This is a genomic window from Algibacter sp. (assembly GCF_039977455.1).
In the GTDB taxonomy this organism is placed as follows: Bacteria; Bacteroidota; Bacteroidia; order Flavobacteriales; family Flavobacteriaceae; genus Algibacter_B.
In genome coordinates, this window is sequence record NZ_JBDWDG010000016.1 from 102,346 (window position 1) to 127,212 (window position 24,867).

A 24,867-nucleotide genomic window follows, 5' to 3' on the forward strand; every position below is an offset into this window, starting at 1 on the left:
ACTACTCTACTTCTACCTCAAAGTATTCCTTTAAAACTTCAAAATCTAAAGGTTTAGCAACAATTTTTTTATCTTTATCTAATATAAAATATGTTGGCGTTGCAGAAACATCATAGGCATCACCAATTTTATTATCCCATTTTCCTTTGCCATAAACGTGAATAAACTCCGGATAATCATAGGTTAAATTTTTCCAACCATAAGGCTCATCTTCCAAACCTATAGCAACAACTTTCACTTTGTTTTTATCGAAAGTATTTACAAACTTTTTTAATTGTGGTACTTCATCTAAACAATGTGAACAGGTGCTACTCCAAAAAACAATAATGTAATTTTCCGCACCTTTTAAATCGGTTAATTTTTTAGTTACAATCTTGCCTTTTTCTTCAATTTCAATATTAAAATTTGGTGCTACCGCTCCTTTTGAAAGGTTCTTATATAAAATTAAATTTCTCAATAATTGCTGATCATTAAGGTTAACCGCAATATCCATTAAATAATTCTCACTAATATAGTTAGCTACAGATTCTTCGTTTAAATCGGCCATTTGTTGCCACAAATCAAATAGCAGAATACGTTGCACCTCTTTTGGCGCTGTTTTCATATGCTTAAAAACAACATCTATATTTTCTTTGTAATTTTCTGCATCATCGTTAGTTTCAGACGACATTCCAAAAACATAATTAAGCATGCGTTCTTCTAAAAAATTAGAACTTTGAAGAACAGGGTTATTAAAATCGACGTAATCAAAATAATGCGCTTTTAAATTGGCAATATAGGTTTCAACAGGTTCAATCGTTTCGGGCACATAGGGTTTATTTGCTTTAATAAACGCTAATGCTTTTGCGCCTTGAGCGGCTTTTTCGAAATTCTCCTGGGTGTCTTTCTGCGTTTTAAATATGGCTTTTAATGCCTTTTTATCTTCACTACCCTGACTAAAATAGTTTCCTAAACTTTGGGTAACCATAGACATACTATTGGTGTACGATGCTAACAATTTATTTTCGTTAGATTTTATAAACTCAACGCCTGTTTCAGAATTAAATGTTAATTCGATATCCTCCTTTCCATTGTAAATAATATCAAAATTATAATCCTCTTGAGGCACTGCATAAACCAAACGGTAGGTACCTTTTGTATTTGTAGAATCTAGCTTAAACTCAAAACTCCCATCTTCTTGAATTTCAGCATTTGTAACATAATCAGATATGGTTGGATTTACTTTATATAACAAAGCAAAATTATAATCTTTTGCAGGCGTAAACTTACCTTTAATTGTATGTTGTGCTATTAATAAACTTGGAAGAATAAGTATTAAAAGTAATAAGCGTTTCATTTATGTAATAATATTTTCAAATTAAAAATCAATAATTAAGCCACAATAGGTTTTAAAGCTTCTAAAGCTTGTTTTACGGTTTTAATAGCATCAAAACTTAGCATTAATCGCAAACCATTTCTAGTTTGTTTCTCTTTCATTTTACAAGCTCCAGGATTATTTTGCACAAACTGTAACACTTTAGTAAAATTCGGACTTTGATAAAAACTACTTTGTTGATCGTTAATAAAATAGCCTATTAACCTCCCTTTTTTCATTATAATTTTTTCGAATCCTATTTTGGTAGCCAACCACTTTATTTGGACACTATTTAATAAATCGGTCACTTGCTTAGGTAAAGCTCCAAAACGGTCTATTAATTCCTTTTCAAAGGTATGCAATTCTTCTTCGGTTTTTAGGTTGTTTAGCTGTGTATACAAACTTAATCGTTCTGCAATATTATTAACATAACTATCTGGAAATAAAAGCTCAAAATCAGTATCGATGGTTACATCTTTTACATAAACTTTATCAGCTTCGTCTTCGTTGTACAGGTCTTTAAACTCGGTCTCTTTAAGCTCTTCAATGGCTTCGTTTAGAATTTTTTGATAAGTATCAAACCCTATTTCATTAATAAATCCACTTTGCTCACCACCCAACAAATCGCCAGCACCACGAATTTCTAAATCTTTCATAGCAATATTAAAACCACTTCCCAACTCGGTAAATTGCTCTAAGGCTGTTATTCGTTTTCTAGCATCATCAGTCATTGCCGAATATTCCGGGGTAATAAAATAACAGAATGCTTTTTTATTGCTTCGCCCAACACGACCACGCATTTGGTGTAAATCGCTCAAGCCAAAATTATTGGCGTTATTTATAAAAATGGTATTAGCATTAGGGACGTCCAACCCACTTTCTACAATGGTCGTACTTACTAAAACATCAAACTCACCATCCATAAAGGCTAACATGAGTTGTTCTAGTTTTTTACCTTCCATTTGGCCATGCCCTATGCCAATTTTAGCATCGGGAACTAAACGCTGCAGCAATCCCGCAACCTCTTTTATGTTTTCAATTCGGTTATGAATAAAATAAATTTGTCCTCCGCGTTCAATTTCATAACTCACAGCATCGCGGATGGTTTCTTCACTAAAACGAATGACATGACTTTCAATTGGATATCGATTTGGTGGTGCCGTTGTAATAACCGACATATCTCGAGCCGCCATTAAACTAAACTGCAAGGTTCTAGGAATTGGTGTTGCGGTTAGCGTTAACACATCCACATTATCCTTTATTGTTTTAAGCTTTTCTTTTACTGCAACGCCAAACTTTTGCTCCTCATCGACAATTAAAAGTCCTAAATCTTTAAACTTCACGTTTTTATTTACCAGTTGATGGGTACCGATAATAATATCAACTTTCCCTTGTTCTAAACGCTCTAGAGTTTCTCGCTTTTCCTTAGCCGTTCTAAATCGGTTAACATAATCGACAGTAACTGGGAAGTCTTTTAAACGCTTAGCAAAGGATCTTGAATGTTGATATGCTAAAATAGTAGTAGGCACTAAAACAGCTACTTGCTTACCATTATCGACTGCCTTAAACGCTGCTCGAATGGCAACTTCTGTTTTACCAAAACCCACATCGCCACAAATAAGGCGATCCATTGGGCGTTGGCTTTCCATATCGGCTTTAATATCTGCGGTTGCTGTACTTTGGTCTGGCGTGTCCTCATAAATAAAGGAGGCTTCCAGCTCATGTTGCATATAACTATCTGGATTATACTGATAGCCTTTTTCGGTTTTACGTTTAGCGTATAATTTTATTAAATTAAAAGCCACATGCTTTACACGCGCCTTAGTTTTTTGTTTTAAGGTTTTCCAAGCATTACTTCCTAATTTATAAACCTTAGGTGGCTTGCCATCTTTACCATTAAATTTCGTGATTTTATGTAACGAATGAATGCTTAAATACAACACATCGCGTTCGCCATAAACCAATTTAATGGCTTCTTGCTTTTTACCTTCGACATCAATTTTTTGAAGGCCGCCAAAACGCCCAATACCATGATCGATATGGGTTACATAATCGCCAATATCAAGATTAGTTAACTCTTTTAAAGTAATGGCTTGCTTTTTAGCATAACCGTTTTTAAGCTGAAATTTATGGTAACGTTCAAAGATTTGATGATCGGTATAGCAAACAATTTTACTTTCATGATCTATAAAGCCTTGATGAAGCGATAATATAACGGTGTTATATGGCGCTACTTCTAGAGTAGAATCGTCGAAAATATCATGAAAACGTTTGGCTTGTTGCTCGCTAACACATGCAATATAATTGGTATACCCTTTATTATGATTGGCATTTAAGTCTTCAATAAGTAAATTGAATTGCTTATTAAATGCAGGTTGTGGTGTTGTATCAAATACGATTTGAGTACTTAAATCCTTGGAAAAAACATTTTGCGTACCAAATTCTATAATAGAAAAATCGAGCAATTGCTTTTTTAATAGCGTTGCATTACAAAATAACTCTTGGGGTTTGGCATGTTTAATTTCACCTGAAAGCTTATTATAAGCCACTTCGGCCTTTTCAAAAAACTCATCGATTCTAGAAAAAAGTAAATCGGCATTTTTTAAACCTACTATTGTTTTTTGAGCAATGTATTTTAAGAAACTCTGTCGGCTTTCCTCTAGAAGCTTATTAGCAACATTAGGGATGATGTTAATTTTTTTAATTTGCTCGATAGATAATTGCGTTTCCACATCGAAGGTTCGAATACTATCAACCTCATCGCCAAAAAACTCAATCCTGTAAGGCACATCGTTAGAGAATGAAAACACGTCTACAATACCACCACGCACTGAAAACTCGCCAGGTTCGGTTACAAAATCGACACGCTTAAACTTATATTCAAACAGTATTTCATTTACAAAGTCGATTGATAAACTATCATTTACCCCCACTTTTAAGGTATGGCGTTCCAACTCTTTCCTAGTAACAACTTGCTCGAAAAGCGCATCGGGATAGGTTACAATTACTGCTGGTTTTTTTTGCGAATTTATGCGATTTAAAACCTCGGCACGCAATAATACATTGGCATTATCGGTTTCTTCTATTTCGTAAGGCCTGCGGTAACTACCTGGATAGAACAACACATCTTTAGTACTTAACAACTGCTCCAAATCGTTTAGATAATGAGCTGCTTCTTCTTTATCGTTAAACACCAACAGAAATGGTTTGTTTGCCACTTTAAAAATGCTAGAAATAACAAAAGAAAAAGAGGACCCTACAAGTCCTTTTACATGTGTTTTTGCCCCGGTTTGGGCCATAGTAGTTTGCAGATTTTGCGTTTGCAAAGCCTGTAAATAGGTTTGAGAGATACTCGTTTTACTCACCTAATTTTGTTTTGAGGTGCAAATATACGGTTTAGAATTATTTTTTGGTGGATTTACTAAGATTGAACACTTTTATTAACCAAAATAATTTGAGCCTACTAAAATAGTTACACAGCCGCGTTAGGGATTGCACCGAAAAGCCCACAGCGGAGGAACGGAGCGCGGACTTGTAGGGAAAAGCCCGACCCTTGAGGTAACGCCCAAAAAAGTAAACTTTCAATTCAAAATCTTAAAAAAAATATGTAGGTTTGCAACACTAAATAAAAAATATTATGTCGTTTTCAGATTTATTTGATAGTGGTTTTAAGAAGCGTAATGAAAGTCATTTTGCATCGATAGTTCGAGTAGCAATGGAAAATGGAGTTATTTCACCAGAAGAACAAGCATTTTTAGATCGTTTGGCACAACGTTTAGAAATTGGCGAAAACGATTATAAAACCATTTTACAAAATTATAATTCGCACCCAATTAATCCACCAGCTTCTTACGATTTACGTTTAGAGCGTTTGTATGATTTGGTACGCATGGTACATGTTGATAAAATCCAAGGGGATTCTGAGCATACGCTTTTAAACAAAATTGCTGTTGGTCTTGGTTTTCATGCTGTGAATGTAAAATATATTATTGACAAGGCATTAACTCTAGTTAATAACGGAGTAGATTTAGATGATTTTATTGATCAAATAAAAAACATGAATAGATAACACAATCTATTTTAAATAAATAATAAAAAAAGCCCTCTAAATAGAGTGCTTTTTTTTTGTGCTTTAATTTTAAGTATATTTTTAAAACTATAATTAACCATTTCTTTTTTTAGCTACGATTTTTGTAGGAAATGTAAAACCAACCCTATTTTTTTGTATATTTAGCTATATCGAATTAATATAAACTTTCACTTTACCCTAAGAATTTTTTTAGTCATAATACGCATTCAAGTAACACCTTTTACTAGGATTTTATGACGCATAGCCATTTTATAAATATCTAATTTATGTGCTATGAAAATCACCTACATTTCAACATGCTATATCAACAAACTAACATGCCTTGTACCCATTGAGGCCATAGTTTTTGCTTGTTTTTTAGCACCATATAACGGCGTTAAATCTATTACTAATATTAATTTTAATCCACATTTTAAATAACACCATTATGAGTAATAAACCTTTTCATTTAGGCATAACCATGGCAGGTGCTGTATCTGCTGGGGCATACACTGCGGGATTTATGGATTATCTTTTTGAAATTTTAGAATTATGGGAAGAACAAAAAACCATTATTCGGAAAAAACTAGATAACAATGAATCATTAACCGCTTACGAGAAAAAAATTCCGCTTCATGATGTTTCCATAGAAGCTCTTGGTGGTGCATCAGCAGGTGGCATGGTTGGTATGATTACGGCACTTTCTACATTTTCAAAAACGCCTCCAGTAAAATTACCTACCAATCTTAAAACGGGAAATATTTTATATGATAGCTGGGTGCTTTTGGATGACGACGACCATGAAAAGACCTTTACAAAAATGCTGAGCACCGACGATTTGGATGCTAGCGATGATATTCCATCATTATTAAATTCAAAACCCATAGATCGCATAGCAGATAAGGTTTTTAACGAATTAGTATCGGAAGATAATAAACGAGAAAGACCCAATTACATTTCTGAAGACCTAAGAATTATACTTACACTTTGTAGTTTACGAGGTGTACCTTTTGAGTTTAAATTTGGAAATGTGTCTTCTGCTAATTTTCCATACACTCCGGGACACCGTATGAATGAACATATGATAATTGCCCATTTTAAAATGAAATTTGATGACGTGGCCGATAAAGATGTTTATTTAAAATTCGACCCTTACAACGAAGCCAACAAAGCATTACTTAAACTATGCACTAAAGCTACTGGCGCCTTCCCCATTGGTTTAGCGCCCAGACATTTTAAAGACCAGTTGAGTAAAACGTATTTAAAAAACTGTATTTTAAGAAATCTTGAAATAGATGAAAAGGATAAATCTGTAATTGAAATTAAAATTGATGATGATTATTTTGATTTTACCGATGTTGATGGTGGCACCATTAACAACGAACCTTACTCTGAGGTTGTTCAAGTTCTAGAAGGTATCATACCAAATTACAACCCTAAACTCCCCATGTTTGGAACCATTATGGTCGATCCTTTTCCTAATTTTTACAACCAAGATGAACCCGGTGCTGTAGATGATATTTTTTCGACAACATTATTTCAAAAAAGTATTTGGACCGTAATACCTAAACTTTATTCAACCCTTAGAGAGCAAGTTAGAGTAAAACATAGCGGTTCATTTTATAAAGATTATTTACGACTTTTAGTATTCCCTGTTAAATGGGAGCATGTTGGTGTTTTAAAAAACCACCCGCCTATTTCTTGTGCTTCGTTAGGGGGTTTTGGTGGCTTTTTAGATATAGAATTTAGAAAGCATGATTTCTTTTTAGGCCGAAATAATGCACGAAACTTTTTTAGAACTTATTTTATGCTTGAACACAATAAAAATAATTTACACCCCTTGTTTGAGGGCTTAAGTGAAGATGCTTTAATGATGTTTAAACGAAACGCCACTAACGATAGCGGTGTGGAAGCAACCTACTTCCCCATTATTCCCGATTTAAACTATATTGAGGATAAAGAAAACGGAAACACAAATCCATTTTCGTATACTATTGAAGAGTTCCCCAAAATAGCTACCAACTATTTTAAAACTATAGAACCTGCGCTAAAACATAGAATAAACACTATTCTCACTTCTGAAATTAATAAAAGATTTGATGATAAATGGCTCATACGAAATGCACTAAAAATAGTAAAAGGACTTATCACTAAACGCCTTGCCAAAAGCACTATTGATATTATGAAAAAGGATTTTAAAAACAGAAATATGCTAGCAGAATAGCCTCATACATTTTATTAAAAATTTATAATAACCTTAACAGATAAACTTTTACCTTTGGAGCATAAATTAAAATTAGTACGGTGTTTAGGTTAGGGCATTTGTTTTTAACGCTTTTTATAAGTCTTTCGACTTTCTTTTTTACAGAAAGCCAAAATGACTATGCCGAAAAAGCTCCTAAAACACAACATAAAGTACTTAAAAGCACAGCCTTAAACAACCAAGGTATTATTGTAAACTCGTATCTAGATTTTACAGTAAATTCCTTTCATGAAGAGCAAATTTCATTTTTTAAAAAATTACATTTAAAAAATAGGGTTTGCAAAGAGCAGCAAGAAAATTACTTGGTGTATCAAAAAACATGTAAACTTATTAGTATTAGCTTACCAATAAGGCAAATTATTTTTCCACACCATTCATTTACGTAAACGCAATTTGTTTATCTAAAAACTATTGCGACACTAAGCTTATACTATGGGCTTGGAGTTGATTTACTATATACAAATAACTCATTCTGACTTTTCCTGTTTCCTAAAAGGTGGCCGAAATCTGTCCATATGTTGTTACTTTTTTAATTCGTAGCAATGCTATGTTTTTCAAAAAGTACATTTTCTGTTAAACACATAAAGTCAAGATCAGTTCTTAATCAAAAAATTTACAACAATGAAAATATCATTCACATTACTAGCTGTACTAGTAACTTTAAGCGTTATCATTCCTTTTTTAATCTTTGTTTTAAAAGGCTTAAACACAAGCACAAAACAAGAAGTAGAAAAATTAACCAAAAAAAACAATTTAAAATATGGCTTTAAAGAAGTTTGGAACAACAAGTTTATTGGCATAACTACAGACAAAACCATGCTCACTTACATTCATTTAAAAAGTGAAGATAAACGGTATGAAAACATTGAATTAGCTGCTATTAAAACCTGCGAGTTGGTTACCAACTATAAATTGGATAAAAATAAAACAAACCATTTAATTAAGTTAGACCTAAGAATCATTTTTAAATCGGTTAACAAAAATGACTTAATTATTAATTTTTTCGACACGGACGAAATGTATATGGAAAATTACGAAATTAACAGAATTAAAAACTGGAAAGACCTAATTTCTACCAACCTACCCAATACGGAAACCTTAAAAAAAGCATCATAAGCATACCTTATAAAAGCATTAATCTAACACAGGTTAATGCTTTTATTTATGTAATTGTAATTGAATTCGCTTTCGCGGAACATCAACCTCAAGCACTTTTACTATAATTTGTTGATGTAAACTAACATGGGCATTAACATCCTTTACAAAACTATCCGAAAGGTTAGAAACATGAATAAGACCACTTTCCTTAATACCAACATCTACAAAGCAGCCAAAATTAGTAATGTTGTTAACAATACCGGGCAGCAACTGGCCTTCGCGTAAATCGTTAATGGTTTTTATATTTTGATTAAAAGTAAATACTTTAGCTTGTTCACGAATATCTAATCCTGGTTTCTCAAGTTCTTTTATAATATCTTCAAGCGTTAGTAAACCAACAGAATCTGTGCAATATTGCTTTAAGTTTATTTTTTGAAGCACCTCTTTATTGCCAATTAAATCTTGTATCGATTTTCCTAAATCTTTCGCCATTTTTGTTACCAAAGCATAACTTTCTGGGTGTACCGCAGAATCGTCTAGCGGATTTTTGGCATCCTTAATTCGTAAAAATGCAGCCCCTTGCTGGAAAGCTTTTCCGCCTAAACGCGGTACCTTTTTAATATCATTCCTAGAGGTAAACACCCCATTTTCATTTCTATAATTAAAAATATTTTCAGCTAGTTTTGGCCCAATTCCAGATACCGAACTTAATAAGGGCTTACTTGCTGTGTTTATATTTACACCAACGGCATTAACACAATTTTCCACGACAACATTTAATTGTTTTTGAAGTTTAGTTTGATCGACATCATGCTGATATTGCCCTACCCCTATGGATTTGGCATCGATTTTAACTAATTCGGCTAACGGATCTTGTAATCGGCGTCCAATAGAAACCGATCCACGAACGGTAACATCATAATCTGGAAATTCCTCTCTTGCTATTTTTGATGCCGAATAAATACTGGCTCCAGCTTCGCTAACCACAAACACCTGTACATCGTTTTTAAAATGCACTTTTCTAATTAACGCTTCGGTTTCTCGTGATGCTGTTCCGTTCCCAATAGCTATAGCTTCAATTTTATAAGCATCACAAAGCGAACTTATTTTTTTCATAGCACCAACACTATCGCTTTTTGGTGGATGCGGATAAATAGTTTCGTTGTATTTTAACTGCCCTTGAGCATCCAAACACACCACTTTACAGCCTGTTCTAAATCCAGGGTCGATAGCTAAAACACGTTTTTCACCTAATGGCGAGCCTAACAACAACTGTTTTAAGTTTTTCGCAAATACACTTATGGCAGATTCATCGGCTTTATCTTTTGCTATTTGAAGCGCTTCGTTACTTAACGATGGTAGCAACAAACGTTTGTAAGCATCTTTAATAGCGGCTTCTATTTCTTCCGAGCAAGCATTATTACTTTTAATAATACGTCTCTCGATATGGTCTAAAGCCCTATCGTTATCAATTTCTATTTTTACGCGTATAAAACCTTCTTTTTCGGCTCTTAAAATAGCTAAAAGACGGTGTGAAGGGATTCGGTTTAAATTTTCTTCCCAATCGAAATAATCCCTGAATTTTTGAGCATTTTCATCCTCGGATTTTGTTTTTATCACTTTCGTGGAAATCATAGCGAAACGCTCTAACTGACGGCGGATATTATTACGAATGTCGATACGCTCATTAATCCATTCTGAAATAATATGTCGTGCACCTTCTAGAGCATCTTCAACCGAGGCCACTTCCCCTTTAACATACTTAAAGGCTATAGACTCGACATCGTTAGCATTCTGGCTCATAATAATTTTGGCCAAAGGCTCTAAACCTAGTTGTCTTGCTTTTTCAGCCTTAGTTTTTCGGCTTTTTTTATAGGGTAAGTACAAATCTTCAAGGGTTACTAAATCTTGAGTACCTTCAATTTTTTGTTTTAATTCTGGTGTTAATACGTTTTGCTCTTCTAAAGCTTTTAAAATGGCTTTTTTACGTTTTTCTAAGGCTTCAAATTGCTCTTTGTATTTAACAATATCGCCAATTTGAACTTCATCTAGATTTCCGGTACGCTCTTTTCTATATCTTGATATGAACGGGATGGTGCAATCTTCATTTAATAATGCAATGGTATTTTTCACCGATCGCTCTGGAAGTTGGGTTTGGGCAATTATATATTTTATCATTCTAGTATAAAGCTCTAAATTTAAACCAAATCTAAAAAATTTAAATGTATTACAACACTAGATTACCCCTTATTGGGTTTTATGGTGTTTCATGAATCTTCACCTAGTTTATTCCTTGGTTTTCTTTAAAGGCGTGTTTAACCAATACTTTAAATTATTATCCATTTTATTTAACCGACTGTATGATAACGGTTGCGATTTATTGATGTATTCTAGATTTGAATCCGGTTGTTTATTTGAAAAAACTTCTTGAACAAACACTTCTCTAAACTGATTAACATCAAAAAAAAGCGACTTATTTAATACTTTATTTGCTGTATCTAGAACATTTTTAGGATACAGTGTAATTTGAGCACCATCAATAATAGCGTACTTTTTAAAAGTATTAGCTTTTAAATGTATTTTAATGGACTTACTACCAACTAACTCTATAGACTTTATAGGAAGTAGAATATTCGTATAATACAATTTAAAGTTTTTCTTTTTTAGCGTACTTTTATTAACGGGGTTATTAAAATCGACATGAACAACATCTACCGAATCTTTTAGATATACCGCTGTTGTTCTAAAGCCCGTCTCGTCCAAAACTTTAAACGCATTATTAAAAGAAAGGTAATTTAAATACATGACATTATTTTTGGGCGTATACTCTAAATTAATGGCATATTTGGAGTTTTTTGATTCCCCTTCGTAAACCGCATACTGTATTTTATGAATTTCAAAATTACCTTTGGATATATAAATAGAACCATGAACCTTAAAGCGTTCTTGAAATTTTCTGTTTTTCATTTTAGAAAGCGAAGTGTTTATTTTAAATTTCTTGGTTATACCAATTTCATAAATAGGCTTGTCGTTTAAAAAGGTAGTGCCAAGTAGCTCGAAGTCATGATTGTTTATAAAATCGGTTTCCAAATTATAAATAAAAGCAAGATTTTTAATTTCATGATTTCTAATAGGGTCGTGCAATTGCAATATACTCAACTCATTTCCTCCCATGGCTATTATATTGGCATTCTCAATATATTTGGAAGACTTATTATCATAAGGCATTGAGAACCTTTCACTTTGATTAAAATTGGTATTTAAAGCATAAGAATAAAGGGCTGTTTTATTTTCTTTATTTAAAAATAGGTCGGTTTTAAAGCCCGCATCAAAAACCTCTATGAGACCTTCATTTAAATTAAAGTATTGATTTTGAAAAACTTGATAATCCCGATAATATGCTAAATAAGAAAAAGGATCTACGGCATAATTAATTTTAATATTCTGAACCGCATTTTTTACAATTTGATTAGCTGTTAAAATTCTAGGTCCCTTGCCTTTTGCTATGTTTTTTGTTATAGTTACCGTTTGTAAAACCTCAACTTTAGGTGCTATGTTTATAATATTAAGAATAGCATTTTCAAAAAATTTAAGATTAACAAATTTGGTTTTAAAACCAATGGCAGATATTATTAAGCTATCGTTTTGAGTTTGGATATCTTGCGGTAATCTAAAATTACCTTCTTCATCGGCAATTAAGCCTCTGGTGGTCTTAGCAATTCTAATGGTTGCAAAACTGATTGGTGTGTTTGATATACTATCTACAACTTTTACAGAAAAAAAGTTGTTTTCTTGAGCAGCCAAGTTAAATGACAAAAAAACGAAGAAAAGAAGCGTGGTTAATGTATGTTTCACGGTATATGGTTATACTTAAAACACACACAAAAATAATGCCATGTCTCCTGCTAACATTACAGAAAATTGATAGCTTTAAAATTAAGCCACTTTCTTAAGTAAATCGAAACAAGGGCATTTTTTACAACGCTTGTTTTCTCCTTTTTTAAATTTTTTACAGCAACTTGTTTTTACTTTTTCAGGACGTTCTATTCCTAATTTTTGTAATTTTTTAAGTGCTTTCTTTTTCTTTTTTTTACCCACAACAGAACCTACTATTCTAATAATGAGCGCAAAAATAAGTTATTTTAATTAAATCTAAATAAGCTTAAGTGTTAAATTTTATTCAGGTGCGTTAGAAGCAGCGGTTGTAACTGTTAAACTTTCAATATCTCTATCAAATAAATACAGCCCGCCTTTATCATCGCCAATCATATTTATTTTATCCAAAATGGTTCGAGCCACGGCTTCTTCTTCTATTTGTTCGGCAACATACCATTGTAAAAAGTTATGTGTTGCATAATCTTTTTCTTGAAGACTTATGTGTACTAATTCGTTAATACTATCTGAAACAAATACCTCGTGCTCAAATAATTTTTCGAACATTTCTTTAATGGACTTAAAAGTAACGTTTGGAGCCGATAATGCTGAAATTTTTGCGTGTCCACCACGTTCGTTTACAAACTTTACAAGTTTTAACATATGCTCACGTTCTTCATCAGATTGCGCATACATAAAGTTTGCTACACCTTCTAAACCCTTTACCTCTGCCCAACATGCCATAGCCAAATAAATTTGAGACGATTCAGCTTCAATTTTTATTTGATTATTTAATGCGCTTTCTATAGTTTTTGATAACATAATATTTCGTTTTATGTAAAGTTACATATTTACTTTATGGCTTTCAAGATACTAGAACAAAAAAAAGGTTATTCTTTTTACAGAATAACCTTAATTACTATTAATTATAATAGTTACTACTGAACCGTAAGTGTGTATTGAGGTGTTGGGTTTAATGGGCAGAAATACACATATTCGCCCGCCGTTAATTTCGTTGGGTTCGATTTTTCTGTTTTACCATCGGTTACTGCCGTTGTAACATAGGCTGTTTGAATATGATTTTCCGGCTTACTTGCGTCTGCTCCTTTTTTTACTAACACTAAACCTACTTTTTCGGCTGCATGATTATTTGAAATTTCAAATACATACGTTCCTGGGCTAACCGTTACAGATTTTTGAGTAAACTCGCCCGGAGTTTGTTCTAAAGCAATTGTTTTAACTGCTTGGTCTTGTGCATTTGAGTTGAATGTGAATGCTAATACGATTACTAAAATTGATACTACTTTTTTCATGTTAAAATTGTTTTATTTCCGCCAAAGCGATTGTTTAATTATTTATTTAATACTAAACCTACAGGATTTATAGGTTAACTTTTATTTATACTGTTACTGCCTCTAAGGGTTGCGCTACAGGAAAATCTACTGGTACTTGTGTTGTACTATGGATGTAATTAGATATTGTCTTATCTCCCACTAAAGAAATAGTATCTATTAAATTTCCTTTTGTATATCCGGCGTTAAAGAAGTTTTCTAAAACATTAGCCTCTGTTTTACCACGGTTTTCAGTAACGTTTTTAGCCAATTTTGCTAGGGCGTCTAATTTATTATCGAAAGAAGCGCGCCCTGCTCTTAACTCTAAGATTTGATCATCAGAAAAGCCATTCATTTTCCCAATCGCAGTGTGTGCAGACAAACAATAAATACAATCGTTTACTTGACTTACTGCTAAGTTAACTACCTCTTTTTCTTTTGCAGACAATGATGTTTTTGCTTTGGCAAAATTTAAATAATTTTCTAATGCTGTGTCGCTATTAGCGTATGTTGCATATAAGTTTGGAACAAAGCCTAAGGCCTTATTTAGGTTATCGAAAATAGCTTGGTTATTTTCACTTACTTCTTCTCTTGTTGGTACATTAAATGTGCTCATAATTTTATTTTCTATTTTAAATATTGTTGTTTAATTTTCTTGGTACAAAGGTGCGACAGTTATACAGTGCCTACCATGTAAGGACTTCCTTTTAGCTTGTCGATTTTTCCTTTATAACATTATATCGACAAAGAATTATGCGATAAACGGTCTTTCGGCATCGCAATAAAAATCTGAAAGATGATTTTGCTCACAATGTGTTTTTGGTGAGATTGTATGTAATACCTCTTTTCTTTTTCCTTTAAATATTTCAATTAAATTGAATATTGATATGTGTTTTAAATTCATGATTGTATTATTTTAATTGTTCGGTACAAAGGTATAGGAGGCATACCGGCTACAAAATGGCAAGATTGCCTTAGGACTTGTCAATTTTTCCCTAATAGATAATTTTGAATAAAATAAAGTGAACTTACTCTATTAGGATTTTCAAAAAGAAAATAGAATTGAGTTAAGCTGTTTTCAATAGAAAAAGAAAAAACCTAACACCCCTTCAAAGGGACACTTGTAGCTATTAAAATCTAAGGAATACAGTATAACTTCATTAAAAGATAATTATCGAAAAAGAAATACTTTCTGGAGAAAGAATTTTAAGATACTTTTTGAAGCTGTTTTTTAAATTCTGAAGGTGATAATTGAGTTTGCTTTTTGAATAATCTGCTTAAATGTGAGGCGTCCTCAAAACCAACTTCGTATGCTATTTCTTTAGCTGTTTTATCAGTATAGATTAATAGACGTTTAGTTTCAAGTACAATACGCTCGTGAATAAGTTTTAGGGGGCTCGTATTTAATTTAGCAAAGGTATTCGATAATGTTTTTGGCGATTTAAATAATTTATCGGCATAAAAAGAAACGTTATGCTCGGTTTTAAAATGGGATTCTACCAATATATTAAACTCACGTAATAAATCTATTTTAGCGTTTGTTGCCGTTTCTACAAAACCCTCTTTTGCTTTTAGTAATCGTGTACTTATAATAATAAAACGTGCCATAAGCATACGTAACATTTCGGCTTGAATGGTATCTTTAGTTTCAAATTCATCTAAAAAAACATCGTGTAATGTATTAAACTTTCGACTTTCTTCTAGATTTAATTCCATGATAGGAATGTGTACGTTTCCAAAAAACAATAAGCCTGCACAACTTACTTCCTGGTCGTGATCTTTTATGCAATAAAACTCGGGGTTAAATTGATATACCACCAAATTACTACCAGAAACAAACTGAAAATATTGTACAACGGTAAGAGCCAAAATACTGTTTGGTTCGATGGTATAAGGTATGCTATCCACCACTATTTCAGCTTTAGAATTATTGGTTCTAATAAAAGTATACAAGTGTGGCTGAGTGGCTTTTTTGTAGGGCGCAAGCAGTTCCTCATCTCCTATTTTTAAAATAGCATTGGTTGAAAACTCTGTGAATGTTTGCATCATAGACAGTAAGTCTTTTTTAAAACTAAAACATTACAAATCTTTAAATTAAAAATAATAAAAGGCCTAACCAAAATGGTTAGACCTTTTAAAAATTCTCCCAGAAAATACTCTAATAAATTCTAGTTTTGAGTTTGCTGCTTCGCTTCTTCAATCATTTTTTCGTTTGGTACAATGGCAACATTTACTCTACGGTTTTTAGCACGCCCTTCGGCTGTTGCGTTATCATGCATAGGTTGACTTTCTCCAAACCAATTTGTTGTAAATCTTCCACCACTTAACCCTAAACTTGTTAAATAATTGGTAACAGCATTCGCTCTGTTTTTTGACAAAATCATATTTGATTCCTCTGAACCCACGCTATCCGTATGCCCTACAACAAGAATATTGGTATCTGGATATTCTTTAAATACACCCGCTAATTTATTTAGTGTCATTTGAGAGGCTGAATTAATGTTATATTTAGCCGTATCAAAATACACACCACTAGTTTCATCGAATGTCACCACAATACCGTCATCAACACGTTCTACTTGTGCACCTGGAATTTCTTCTTCAATTTTTTGAGCCTGCTTATCCATTTTGTTTCCAATAAGCACACCAGCACCACCACCAATAACACCACCAATAACAGCACCTAATTCGCCATTACCACCTTTACCAACGTTATTACCAATAATAGCTCCTAAAAGAGCACCACCCGAAGCTCCAATTACCGCACCCTTTTGTTTGTTATTTGCATTTTGAACAGCTTTACAGTTTATAAAACTGAAAGCCATCATGATGCTAAATAATACAATTGTTGTTTTTCTTATATATGTTTTCATGCTTTTTATAATTATAATAGGTTAAATTGATTTTTAATTTAAAATATACTTCGTTTGGTAATAATTAAAGTTTAGAAAAATTCATGCTAATAACAAAAGGACCACCATCAACAGAAACGGTTTGTTGCCATTGCATAGCAGTTTCAGATAAGGCAGTTAGATTTAATTTAAATCCTTGATTAGTTTCAGATTTACCCTTTTCATTGGTTGGTTTTAAAAGAAAATCATACAATCCTGATGCCTCATCAACTTCATTTATTGTAAAAATAAAATTTCTGTTTCCTTCATTGCAATTTGCTCCGTTAATAGCATACTTACCCGTATTATTATTTGGTATAAAACTCCAAGTACTATTTTCAAAACAGTCTTTTGAGGCGTCGTTTAAAAGGGTAACATTATAGGTTCCTGATTCGCTATAAGTAATATTAGTTAAAGCCCAATCGCCTTTAATCACTTTTTTAGATGTTCTTAGTGTTTTGGAAGCTCCGCAAGATATTAAACATATTGTGCAGAGTAGTAATAATAGGTTTTTCATAAGTGTTATTTTATTTGTTTTCAAAATTAATAATTCGCCACACAGTAACTTAATGCATTCAATGAAATTATTGATGCGTTTGGTAATACATACGAGAAATAAATGTGTTTTGGTTTTATTTTATTTTATTACAAGAAAAGTATAATTAGGCCCTATTAAACTCCCAACGCTTTTGGGTTTTATTTAATTTAAGTAAAAAAGGAATTAATAAAGCTAATTCTAATCTTAAAGTGATATTAAAACCTTCTTGAAAAAACGGCATAACCAGCATTGAAATGGCACATAAAACAATGCCAACTATAGCATCTATCTTTCCAATTTTTACAGCATTATCTTTTTCAAACCAAAGAGAGAAAGCCGTTACGCCTTTTAAAACACCAATTGAAATTACGATTAAACCAAATAAAGAAAAGGGTTCGTTTGTTTCAAATCCATAAAATGCTAAATCTGGTTTTATATTTGTAAACCCTAAAAATAAACACACCACGGATAATGCTCCAAACAACATAAACAACCAACAGAATCCTCTAATCCACCACGGCAGTAATTTTCTTCTTCGTTCAAAATTATCGAACTCGCTTACATTTTCAATAGGTTCTTCCATAATTTTAACCTGCCTTAACTCACCTGTAACCCATTACTAACACTAGCATCATCTGGATTTACAAACACCAATTTACCATCGGGTGTTTCGGTCATTAAAATCATACCTTGACTTTCTACACCTCGTAATGCTCTTGGTGCTAAGTTTACTAATACGGTTACACGTTTTCCAACAACCTCTTCTGCTGTAAAACTTTCAGCAATACCAGAAACAATGGTTCTTGTGTCTATACCAGTATCTACTTTTAACTTTAAAAGCTTTTTAGTTTTTGGCATTTTTTCGGCTTCTAAAATAGTTCCTATACGAATGTCTAGTTTTGTAAAATCCTCGAACGTAATGGTGTCTTTTTGTGGCTCAACTTTAGCATTGGCTATTTCGTTAGCCTTTTTACTAGCTTCTAGCTTATCTAATTGAAATTGGATGGTTTTGTCTTCAATTTTAGAGAATAGCAATTCTGCCTTGCCTATGTTATGTCCTGCTGCAAGTAATACGTCTTTTGTATTTATTTCGTTCCATGTATTCTCGATACGATTCTCCTGTGTCGAATCACCTGAACTGACATTCAGGATACCTTTAAGTTTAGTTGAAGTAAACGGTAAAAAAGGCTCGCTTAACGTTGCTAAAGCAGATGCTATTTGCAATGCGACATACATAATTGTTTTTGTACGCGCTTCGTCTACTTTAATCATTTTCCAAGGTTCGGCATCGGCTAAATATTTATTACCTAGTCGTGCTAAATTCATTAATTCTTGACCAGCCTCTCTAAAACGGTAACGCTCAATAGAACTTGCAATAACATCTGGATATGCTTTTATAGCTGCTAAAGTATCTGTATCAACATCTGTAAAATCAGCCGGAGTTGGAACAACACCTTCGTAATATTTATTAGTTAATACCACAACACGGTTAATAAAATTACCGAAAATGGCTACCAACTCATTGTTGTTTCTAGCTTGAAAATCTTTCCAAGTAAAATCGTTATCCTTAGTTTCTGGTGCATTAGCGTTCAAAGCATAACGCAACACATCTTGTTGCCCAGGAAATTCTTCTAAATACTCATGTAACCAAACCGCCCAATTTTTAGAAGTAGATAGTTTATTACCTTCTAAATTTAAAAATTCGTTTGCAGGCACATTATCTGGTAAAATAAAACTGCCTTCGGCTTTTAACATGGCTGGAAAAATAATACAATGGAACACGATATTATCTTTACCTATAAAGTGCACTAATTTGGTATCTTCATCTTTCCAATACGGTTCCCAATCTTTCCCTTCGCGTTGTGCCCATTCTTTGGTAGATGAGATATAACCAATAGGTGCATCAAACCAAACGTAAAGCACTTTACCTTCGCCACCTTCTGCTGGTACCGGAATACCCCAATCCAAATCTCTAGTTACCGCTCTTGGACGCAAACCATCGTCTATCCAAGATTTACATTGCCCGTAAACATTAGATTTCCAATCTTTTTTATGCCCTTCTAAAATCCATTCTTTTAAAAATGCCTCATGCTTATCTAAAGGTAAAAACCAGTGTTTTGTTTGTTTTAAAGTGGGTACATTTCCTGTGATGGCCGATTTTGGATTTATTAAATCGGTTGCATTATGGCTTGTACCGCAATTTTCGCATTGGTCGCCATAGCTTTCTTCATTACCACATTTAGGGCAAGTCCCTATAACAAAACGATCGGCTAAAAACTGATTGGCTTCAGCATCATATAATTGTTCTGAAGTTTCTTCTATAAATTCGCCTTTAGCATCTAAAGTTTTAAAAAACTCTGAAGCTGTTTCATGATGAATTGGAGCCGACGTACGTGAGTAATTATCGTAAGTAATTCCGAAGTCTTCAAACGATTTTTTAATTATTGCATGATATTTATCTACAATATCTTGAGGAGTAACCCCTTCGTTTTTGGCTTTAATAGTAATAGGCACACCATGTTCGTCGCTTCCTCCAATAAGTAAAACGTCGTTTCCTGTTAAACGCAAATAACGTGCGTAAATATCGGCTGGTACGTACACTCCTGCTAAATGCCCAATATGAATAGGACCGTTAGTATAAGGAAGTGCTGTTGTAATGGTATATCTTTTCGGCATTGTAATGTCTTTATTTAAGCCGCAAAAGTACACAATTTGAAACCCATATAAAACGAGTATTTATAAATTTTAAACGTGTAAAAAAAAATGTACTTTTACCTTATGCTTAGAAACTTTCAAATTTTATACTTGTTTTGTATTGCTTTTTTCTTCGGAATACAATTTAGTAATAGTCAAAACGCAGTAACCGATAAACCTTACACGACTTTGAAACAACCACCATACTTAAAGGCAGGCGATACCGTTGCTATTGTTGCACCTTCTGGAATTTTAAAAAACAGAGAAGACGAAATTAAACAAGCGCAAGACCTTTTAAAACGTTGGGGGTTACACGTGGTGGTTGGAAAACATATTTTTAAGGCAGAAAATCATTTTGCCGGATTGGATGATGAACGCTGTGAAGATTTACAAAAAGTCTTAGACAACCCTACAATTAGCGCTATTTGGTGTGCTCGTGGTGGCTACGGAACAGTAAGAATTTTAGATAAATTGAATTTTGAAGTTTTTAACAAGAGCCCGAAATGGCTTATTGGATACTCTGATATTACTGCCCTTCACAGCCAAATACACAATGAAGGTATTGAAAGTTTACACGCCATAATGTGCGTGAGTTTACCAAAAGACGAAACAGAAATTGAAGCCAGTATTTCTACATTTAAAAACACCCTTTTTGGAGAACCTTTAAGCTATACCTTAGAGGGCTCAACTTACAATAAAACCGGGCAAGCCACTGGGCAATTAGTAGGTGGGAACCTAACCCTATTACACACTATGTTGGGGTCGAAAACTAGCATAGACACCTCTGGCAAAATTTTGTTTATTGAAGAAATTGGAGAGTATAAATATCATATTGACCGTATGCTACAAAGTTTAAAGCGAGCAGGTTATTTTGATAATTGCCAAGGCGTGATTGTTGGCGATATGAGTAAAATGAGAACAAACACCACACTTTGGGGTACTAGTATTGAACAACTTATTCTAGATGCATTTTCAGAATACAATTTCCCTATTGCCTTTAATATGCCTGCTGGACATGAAAAGGATAATCGGGCTTTAATTTTAGGCAGAACCATCAATTTATCGGTTAGTAAAAACAAATCTTCCATTGTTTTTAATTAAACGTATAGAACTTATTAATTCGTTCTATTTAAATTATTCTACCCTCTATTTACTTAAGAGGTACTATTGATTTTTCCTCTTACCAAGTAATATTTATGAAACCTTTAAAAACATAATTTTCAACAACCTTAGTACGAATGTTGTTTATTGACACATACCTACCTTTTTGGAACATTTACACAAGTAAATGGGAACAATAGTAATAATGAAAAGGAAGCCGTTAAGATATATTTGTTTTATCATAATACATTACCTATCCGTTTTGCACTATGATTTTAAAAAAGCTATCGGTTTTATTCAAATTTAGTCTAAGTACTCAGAAACAAGGCACAAACATCTTAATTGGAAACTTCCGAAAAAGTTTAAAAACCTATGAGTTCTTGTGTTGTAAGTAACTTTTTTATGAAACACCGGTAAACCTATTTAAGTCTTAATAACATTAATTAATTCCTTTTCAACAAAATGATCAAAACTAAATCCCTAATTAAAAACCGTTGTTTCGTTGCTATTAACACGTTAGTTTTAATTATACTTAACGTTACAGTTTCATTTGCCCAAACACCATCCTACGAAGCCATCCGTTTAAACAATGGTAATCCAATTATTGAACCCTCAATGTTTACCAATCCTAGCGATGGAGAAAACATTAATGGCCCGTCGTTAATTCGTGTTCCAGATTGGATCGATCCAATTAACAGAGCCAACCCAACAGCCCAGTATTACCTTTATTTTGCTCACCATTCAGGAGATTATATACGAATGGCTTGGGCAGCAAATATTGAAGGTCCTTATACCTTATACCATGATTATTCAACACCAGGAAACCGAGGTGTTTTAGATAATAAAGCGGCAGATATAGTATTAGAAAATAATATGTATATCGAAGAAAATCACCTGGCCTCACCAGATGCAATTGTTGATGATGCAAACCAACGTATTATCTTATACTTTCACTCTGGCTCCTCTTATTATGTAAATAATATAGAGCAAAACGACCAAGTTACTTGGGTGTCGACATCCCCTTATGGTTTAGACTTTTATAATGGTATTGAATCTGTGCATTTAGGCAGTTCGTTTTTCCGCGTTTTTGAACATAATAGCAACTTATATGCTTTAGATAATGGAGCTAAAACAAACAAAGCTTTAGATGGATTAAATCCCTGGGCCATACCTACTGGACATGATTTTACTGAACAGCTATAGGATAGATCTTCTGATAATGGTTTTAATGAGGATATTCCAGTTTCGTCTTCCGAACTAAGAATACGCCATACAGGAGTTCACGTTGTTGGCAATCAATTGCAAGCCTTTTATTCAAGACGAGGAGATTTTCAAGAAAGAATCCAAATGTCTAGTATAGATATGACAGCAGATTGGAAATCGTGGGATCCAACATATCCTCCAATGGAGATTTTAGCACCAAACCCCGGTTGGGAAGGTGGCCAACGCACCTTGGCTAACTCAGAAACAAGTTCTGGAGTAGATTTAAATCAATTAAGAGATCCTGATGTTTTTGAAGATACCGATGGACAAGTATACCTCGTTTATACCGGAAACGGTGAAGGCGGACTTGGTATTGCTAAATTATACGAAACACCGTCTACAAATATCGTATTAACCGCCATAGCAGACAGCCATGTAAGAGCAAGTTCGAGTAATAATTTTGGCTCCCTAAATAATTTAACAGCATCATCCGGCACAAACTCAATGGATAAAAGAACAATTTACATGAGATTTGACCTAACAGAGGTATCTAAAATAGAGCATGCCACTGTAAGACTATATGCAAACGATTCCGAAACGGGCACTTCTGTTCTCGATACTGGCGGCCCCATAACAATCTATAAAACATCAAACAACTGGGAGGAAACAACAGTAACAAACAGTAATGCACCAGAACTAGAAAGCGTTATTACAACAGCCTACCTAACAGACGCTAACACATATTATGATTGGAATATCTCAGAATATGCAAAAGCCAACGAAGGCTCTCAATTAACTGTCGCTTTTGATGTTGCGCCCACCAACGATTTAAGTTTTAAGTTTGATAGTGTTAACAAATTGGACGGTAATCCAGAACAATTATTAATAAAAACAAATTCATCATTATCCTCTGAAGACATTGAACCTTCATCATCTAAAATAATTATAAAAACCTATCCTAATCCGTTTACAGAAAATTTTACGGTTGAAGTACCACAACTCAAGGGACAGAAAACCTTAACAGTTAAATTATTTGACGTATTAGGTAAAACTATAGCGTCAAAAGAAACAACTAACCATTCATCAATAGTTGAATTCAAAAACACATCATTAAAGGAAGGTGTATACATCCTAAAAGTATCTTACACTAACGGAGTAAATTTAATACAAAAAATGATTAAGACTAATTAATTTCACTAATCGATAATCAGTTTTATCATGTGAAAATTTATCTTACTAAGCTATTACTGTTTTAATTTTTTTAGAATTTCCAACAAACAAACAGCCCCTTTTTGCAAACTATGGTAGATTTATCGAATTTTAATGGGTATCATCTATTATTTTTAATGATTACTAAACTTTGACATATCCTTGCATTTAAATTTTTAATTATTAAAACATCCCTAAATGAAGAATAAATTTCAAGGGCTATTTATAGCCGCAGTACTTTTGGTTTCAATAGATACTCACGCTGACGACCCCATCAACTCTAGTTTAAACTTAAGCAATCCAGATGTACGTAAGTGTTTAATAGAATCAACAAAAAGTGAAGGCTGGAAATTAGCAGCATTATATTATGACGAAAATCAAAAATTAGTCATGATATTTGACAAAGGAAAAGACAGTAAAACCTATATAAGCAAATAGGCTATACAACTATTAGTTTTACAAACCAGTTATTCTTTTTTTTATAGCTGGTTTTTTTTATGTCTTTTAATTAAACACCAAATTGATTTAAATGGTGGTCTAAATGTTTATAAAACATATTATTCCATTCTTGTGAAGACAAAGGCCCAAAGGAATGCGATTCTTTACCATCAAAATGCTCCTCGCCTAAACCTTGCACCTTCCACAAATAATCAGTTAATCGCGCTTTTTCTTCAACAAAATTCTTGGTATCTGAAATAACAAATTGTGGTGCTGTACGGCTATTTTTTTTATAAGGTTTATCATTTACCACTGTATTTTTCACAAATAACTTAAGCATTAATTTTGTAAACCCTGTTGGTTTTGGATGTTTATCTTCAAATATCATTTCGTAAGCTACATTGCAATGCGCTAACATTTGGTCGGCACTCATTTTACCCCATAACGGCTGTGTTGTAGGCGAAAGGCTATTAATTCTATTAACAACAGCTTCGGTTTCTTTAGTTTCAAAGATATTCTTCATCATAAATAATTAGGTAGCTTAAAGAAAGAATGTACTGCAATTTATTTATTTTATCTCTAATTTGAAAACTATCTCCTGGCATTTTACAATAATTAAAAAAAGCAATCCAGCCCTTTAAAAAAAATCTCTCGTTAAAGTGCTTTTTTCAGACGTTAAAATACGATTTTATAGCTACTTCCCCTTGTTTTTCCAGTAATTTTATTAAGTTTATATCGATTTTAAGGAATACAATTTATTATTTTAATGATAACGTGAATTAAACAAAAAACCTCTCCCTCTCCT

General features: G+C 33.1%; 22 protein-coding genes. 8 read left to right on the forward strand and 14 right to left on the reverse strand.

The features are described from left to right. Position 1: 1 nt before the first annotated feature. On the reverse strand, positions 2-1,336 hold the full coding sequence (locus tag ABJM36_RS06460) for a TlpA disulfide reductase family protein (protein ID WP_348450380.1): 1,335 nt from the start codon (positions 1,334-1,336) through the stop codon (positions 2-4). Between the two features lie 35 nt (positions 1,337-1,371). Beyond that, positions 1,372-4,719, reverse strand: a complete 3,348-nt coding sequence (gene mfd, locus ABJM36_RS06465) for a transcription-repair coupling factor (protein WP_348450382.1) — start codon at positions 4,717-4,719, stop codon at positions 1,372-1,374. 272 nt (positions 4,720-4,991) lie between these two features. Here mfd and ABJM36_RS06470 point away from each other — a divergent pair, with 272 nt between their 5' ends. From ABJM36_RS06470 to ABJM36_RS06485, 4 genes are all read left to right on the forward strand, one after another. After that, positions 4,992-5,423 carry a TerB family tellurite resistance protein gene (locus tag ABJM36_RS06470; protein WP_348450384.1) on the forward strand — a complete coding sequence of 144 codons (432 nt, stop codon included), beginning with the start codon at positions 4,992-4,994 and terminating at the stop codon, positions 5,421-5,423. Between the two features lie 448 nt (positions 5,424-5,871). Then, positions 5,872-7,647 (forward strand): hypothetical protein, encoded by a 1,776-nt coding sequence (locus tag ABJM36_RS06475; RefSeq protein ID WP_348450386.1) that lies wholly within the window; start codon positions 5,872-5,874, stop codon positions 7,645-7,647. A gap of 80 nt (positions 7,648-7,727) precedes the next feature. Further along, entirely contained in the window at positions 7,728-8,072 is a 345-nt protein-coding gene (locus tag ABJM36_RS06480; RefSeq protein WP_348450388.1) for a hypothetical protein, read from the forward strand. Positions 8,073-8,307: 235 nt separating this feature from the next. Beyond that, positions 8,308-8,802, forward strand: coding sequence for a hypothetical protein (locus ABJM36_RS06485; protein ID WP_348450390.1), 495 nt, complete (start codon positions 8,308-8,310; stop codon positions 8,800-8,802). Positions 8,803-8,844: 42 nt separating this feature from the next. Here ABJM36_RS06485 and ABJM36_RS06490 read toward each other — a convergent pair whose 3' ends face one another. The 11 genes from ABJM36_RS06490 to metG form a co-directional block, all read right to left on the reverse strand. Further along, positions 8,845-10,962 (reverse strand): Tex family protein, encoded by a 2,118-nt coding sequence (locus tag ABJM36_RS06490; RefSeq protein ID WP_348450392.1) that lies wholly within the window; start codon positions 10,960-10,962, stop codon positions 8,845-8,847. 108 nt (positions 10,963-11,070) lie between these two features. After that, the gene (locus tag ABJM36_RS06495; RefSeq protein ID WP_348450394.1) at positions 11,071-12,639 is read right to left on the reverse strand and encodes a carboxypeptidase-like regulatory domain-containing protein; all 1,569 of its coding nucleotides are present in this window, start codon (positions 12,637-12,639) and stop codon (positions 11,071-11,073) included. Between the two features lie 321 nt (positions 12,640-12,960). Continuing rightward, positions 12,961-13,479, reverse strand: a complete 519-nt coding sequence (locus ABJM36_RS06500) for a ferritin (RefSeq protein WP_348450396.1) — start codon at positions 13,477-13,479, stop codon at positions 12,961-12,963. A 116-nt stretch (positions 13,480-13,595) separates the two neighbouring features. Continuing rightward, positions 13,596-13,970 (reverse strand): cupredoxin domain-containing protein, encoded by a 375-nt coding sequence (locus tag ABJM36_RS06505; RefSeq protein WP_348450398.1) that lies wholly within the window; start codon positions 13,968-13,970, stop codon positions 13,596-13,598. 85 nt (positions 13,971-14,055) lie between these two features. Then, entirely contained in the window at positions 14,056-14,604 is a 549-nt protein-coding gene (locus ABJM36_RS06510; RefSeq protein WP_348450400.1) for a carboxymuconolactone decarboxylase family protein, read from the reverse strand. 135 nt (positions 14,605-14,739) lie between these two features. After that, the gene (locus ABJM36_RS06515) at positions 14,740-14,892 is read right to left on the reverse strand and encodes a hypothetical protein (RefSeq protein WP_348450402.1); all 153 of its coding nucleotides are present in this window, start codon (positions 14,890-14,892) and stop codon (positions 14,740-14,742) included. A 302-nt stretch (positions 14,893-15,194) separates the two neighbouring features. After that, the gene (locus ABJM36_RS06520; protein ID WP_348450404.1) at positions 15,195-16,037 is read right to left on the reverse strand and encodes a helix-turn-helix domain-containing protein; all 843 of its coding nucleotides are present in this window, start codon (positions 16,035-16,037) and stop codon (positions 15,195-15,197) included. A gap of 119 nt (positions 16,038-16,156) precedes the next feature. Next, positions 16,157-16,861: an OmpA family protein gene (locus tag ABJM36_RS06525; RefSeq protein ID WP_348450406.1), complete on the reverse strand. Its 705-nt coding sequence runs from the start codon at positions 16,859-16,861 to the stop codon at positions 16,157-16,159. 64 nt (positions 16,862-16,925) lie between these two features. Beyond that, on the reverse strand, positions 16,926-17,396 hold the full coding sequence (locus tag ABJM36_RS06530) for a lipocalin family protein (RefSeq protein ID WP_348450408.1): 471 nt from the start codon (positions 17,394-17,396) through the stop codon (positions 16,926-16,928). A 145-nt stretch (positions 17,397-17,541) separates the two neighbouring features. Continuing rightward, positions 17,542-18,000, reverse strand: a complete 459-nt coding sequence (locus ABJM36_RS06535) for a hypothetical protein (RefSeq protein ID WP_348450410.1) — start codon at positions 17,998-18,000, stop codon at positions 17,542-17,544. 14 nt (positions 18,001-18,014) lie between these two features. Further along, positions 18,015-20,093, reverse strand: coding sequence for a methionine--tRNA ligase (metG, locus tag ABJM36_RS06540; RefSeq protein WP_348450412.1), 2,079 nt, complete (start codon positions 20,091-20,093; stop codon positions 18,015-18,017). An 87-nt stretch (positions 20,094-20,180) separates the two neighbouring features. Here metG and ABJM36_RS06545 point away from each other — a divergent pair, with 87 nt between their 5' ends. From ABJM36_RS06545 to ABJM36_RS06560, 4 genes are all read left to right on the forward strand, one after another. After that, entirely contained in the window at positions 20,181-21,212 is a 1,032-nt protein-coding gene (locus tag ABJM36_RS06545) for an LD-carboxypeptidase (protein WP_348450414.1), read from the forward strand. A 462-nt stretch (positions 21,213-21,674) separates the two neighbouring features. Continuing rightward, positions 21,675-22,415 carry a hypothetical protein gene (locus tag ABJM36_RS06550; protein WP_348450416.1) on the forward strand — a complete coding sequence of 247 codons (741 nt, stop codon included), beginning with the start codon at positions 21,675-21,677 and terminating at the stop codon, positions 22,413-22,415. Between the two features lie 144 nt (positions 22,416-22,559). After that, positions 22,560-23,606 (forward strand): DNRLRE domain-containing protein, encoded by a 1,047-nt coding sequence (locus tag ABJM36_RS06555; protein ID WP_348450418.1) that lies wholly within the window; start codon positions 22,560-22,562, stop codon positions 23,604-23,606. 216 nt (positions 23,607-23,822) lie between these two features. Continuing rightward, positions 23,823-24,062: a hypothetical protein gene (locus ABJM36_RS06560; protein ID WP_348450420.1), complete on the forward strand. Its 240-nt coding sequence runs from the start codon at positions 23,823-23,825 to the stop codon at positions 24,060-24,062. A gap of 70 nt (positions 24,063-24,132) precedes the next feature. Here the strand turns inward: ABJM36_RS06560 and ABJM36_RS06565 are convergent, their stop codons facing one another. Beyond that, positions 24,133-24,585 (reverse strand): DUF1569 domain-containing protein, encoded by a 453-nt coding sequence (locus ABJM36_RS06565; protein ID WP_348450911.1) that lies wholly within the window; start codon positions 24,583-24,585, stop codon positions 24,133-24,135. Positions 24,586-24,867: the final 282 nt, after the last annotated feature.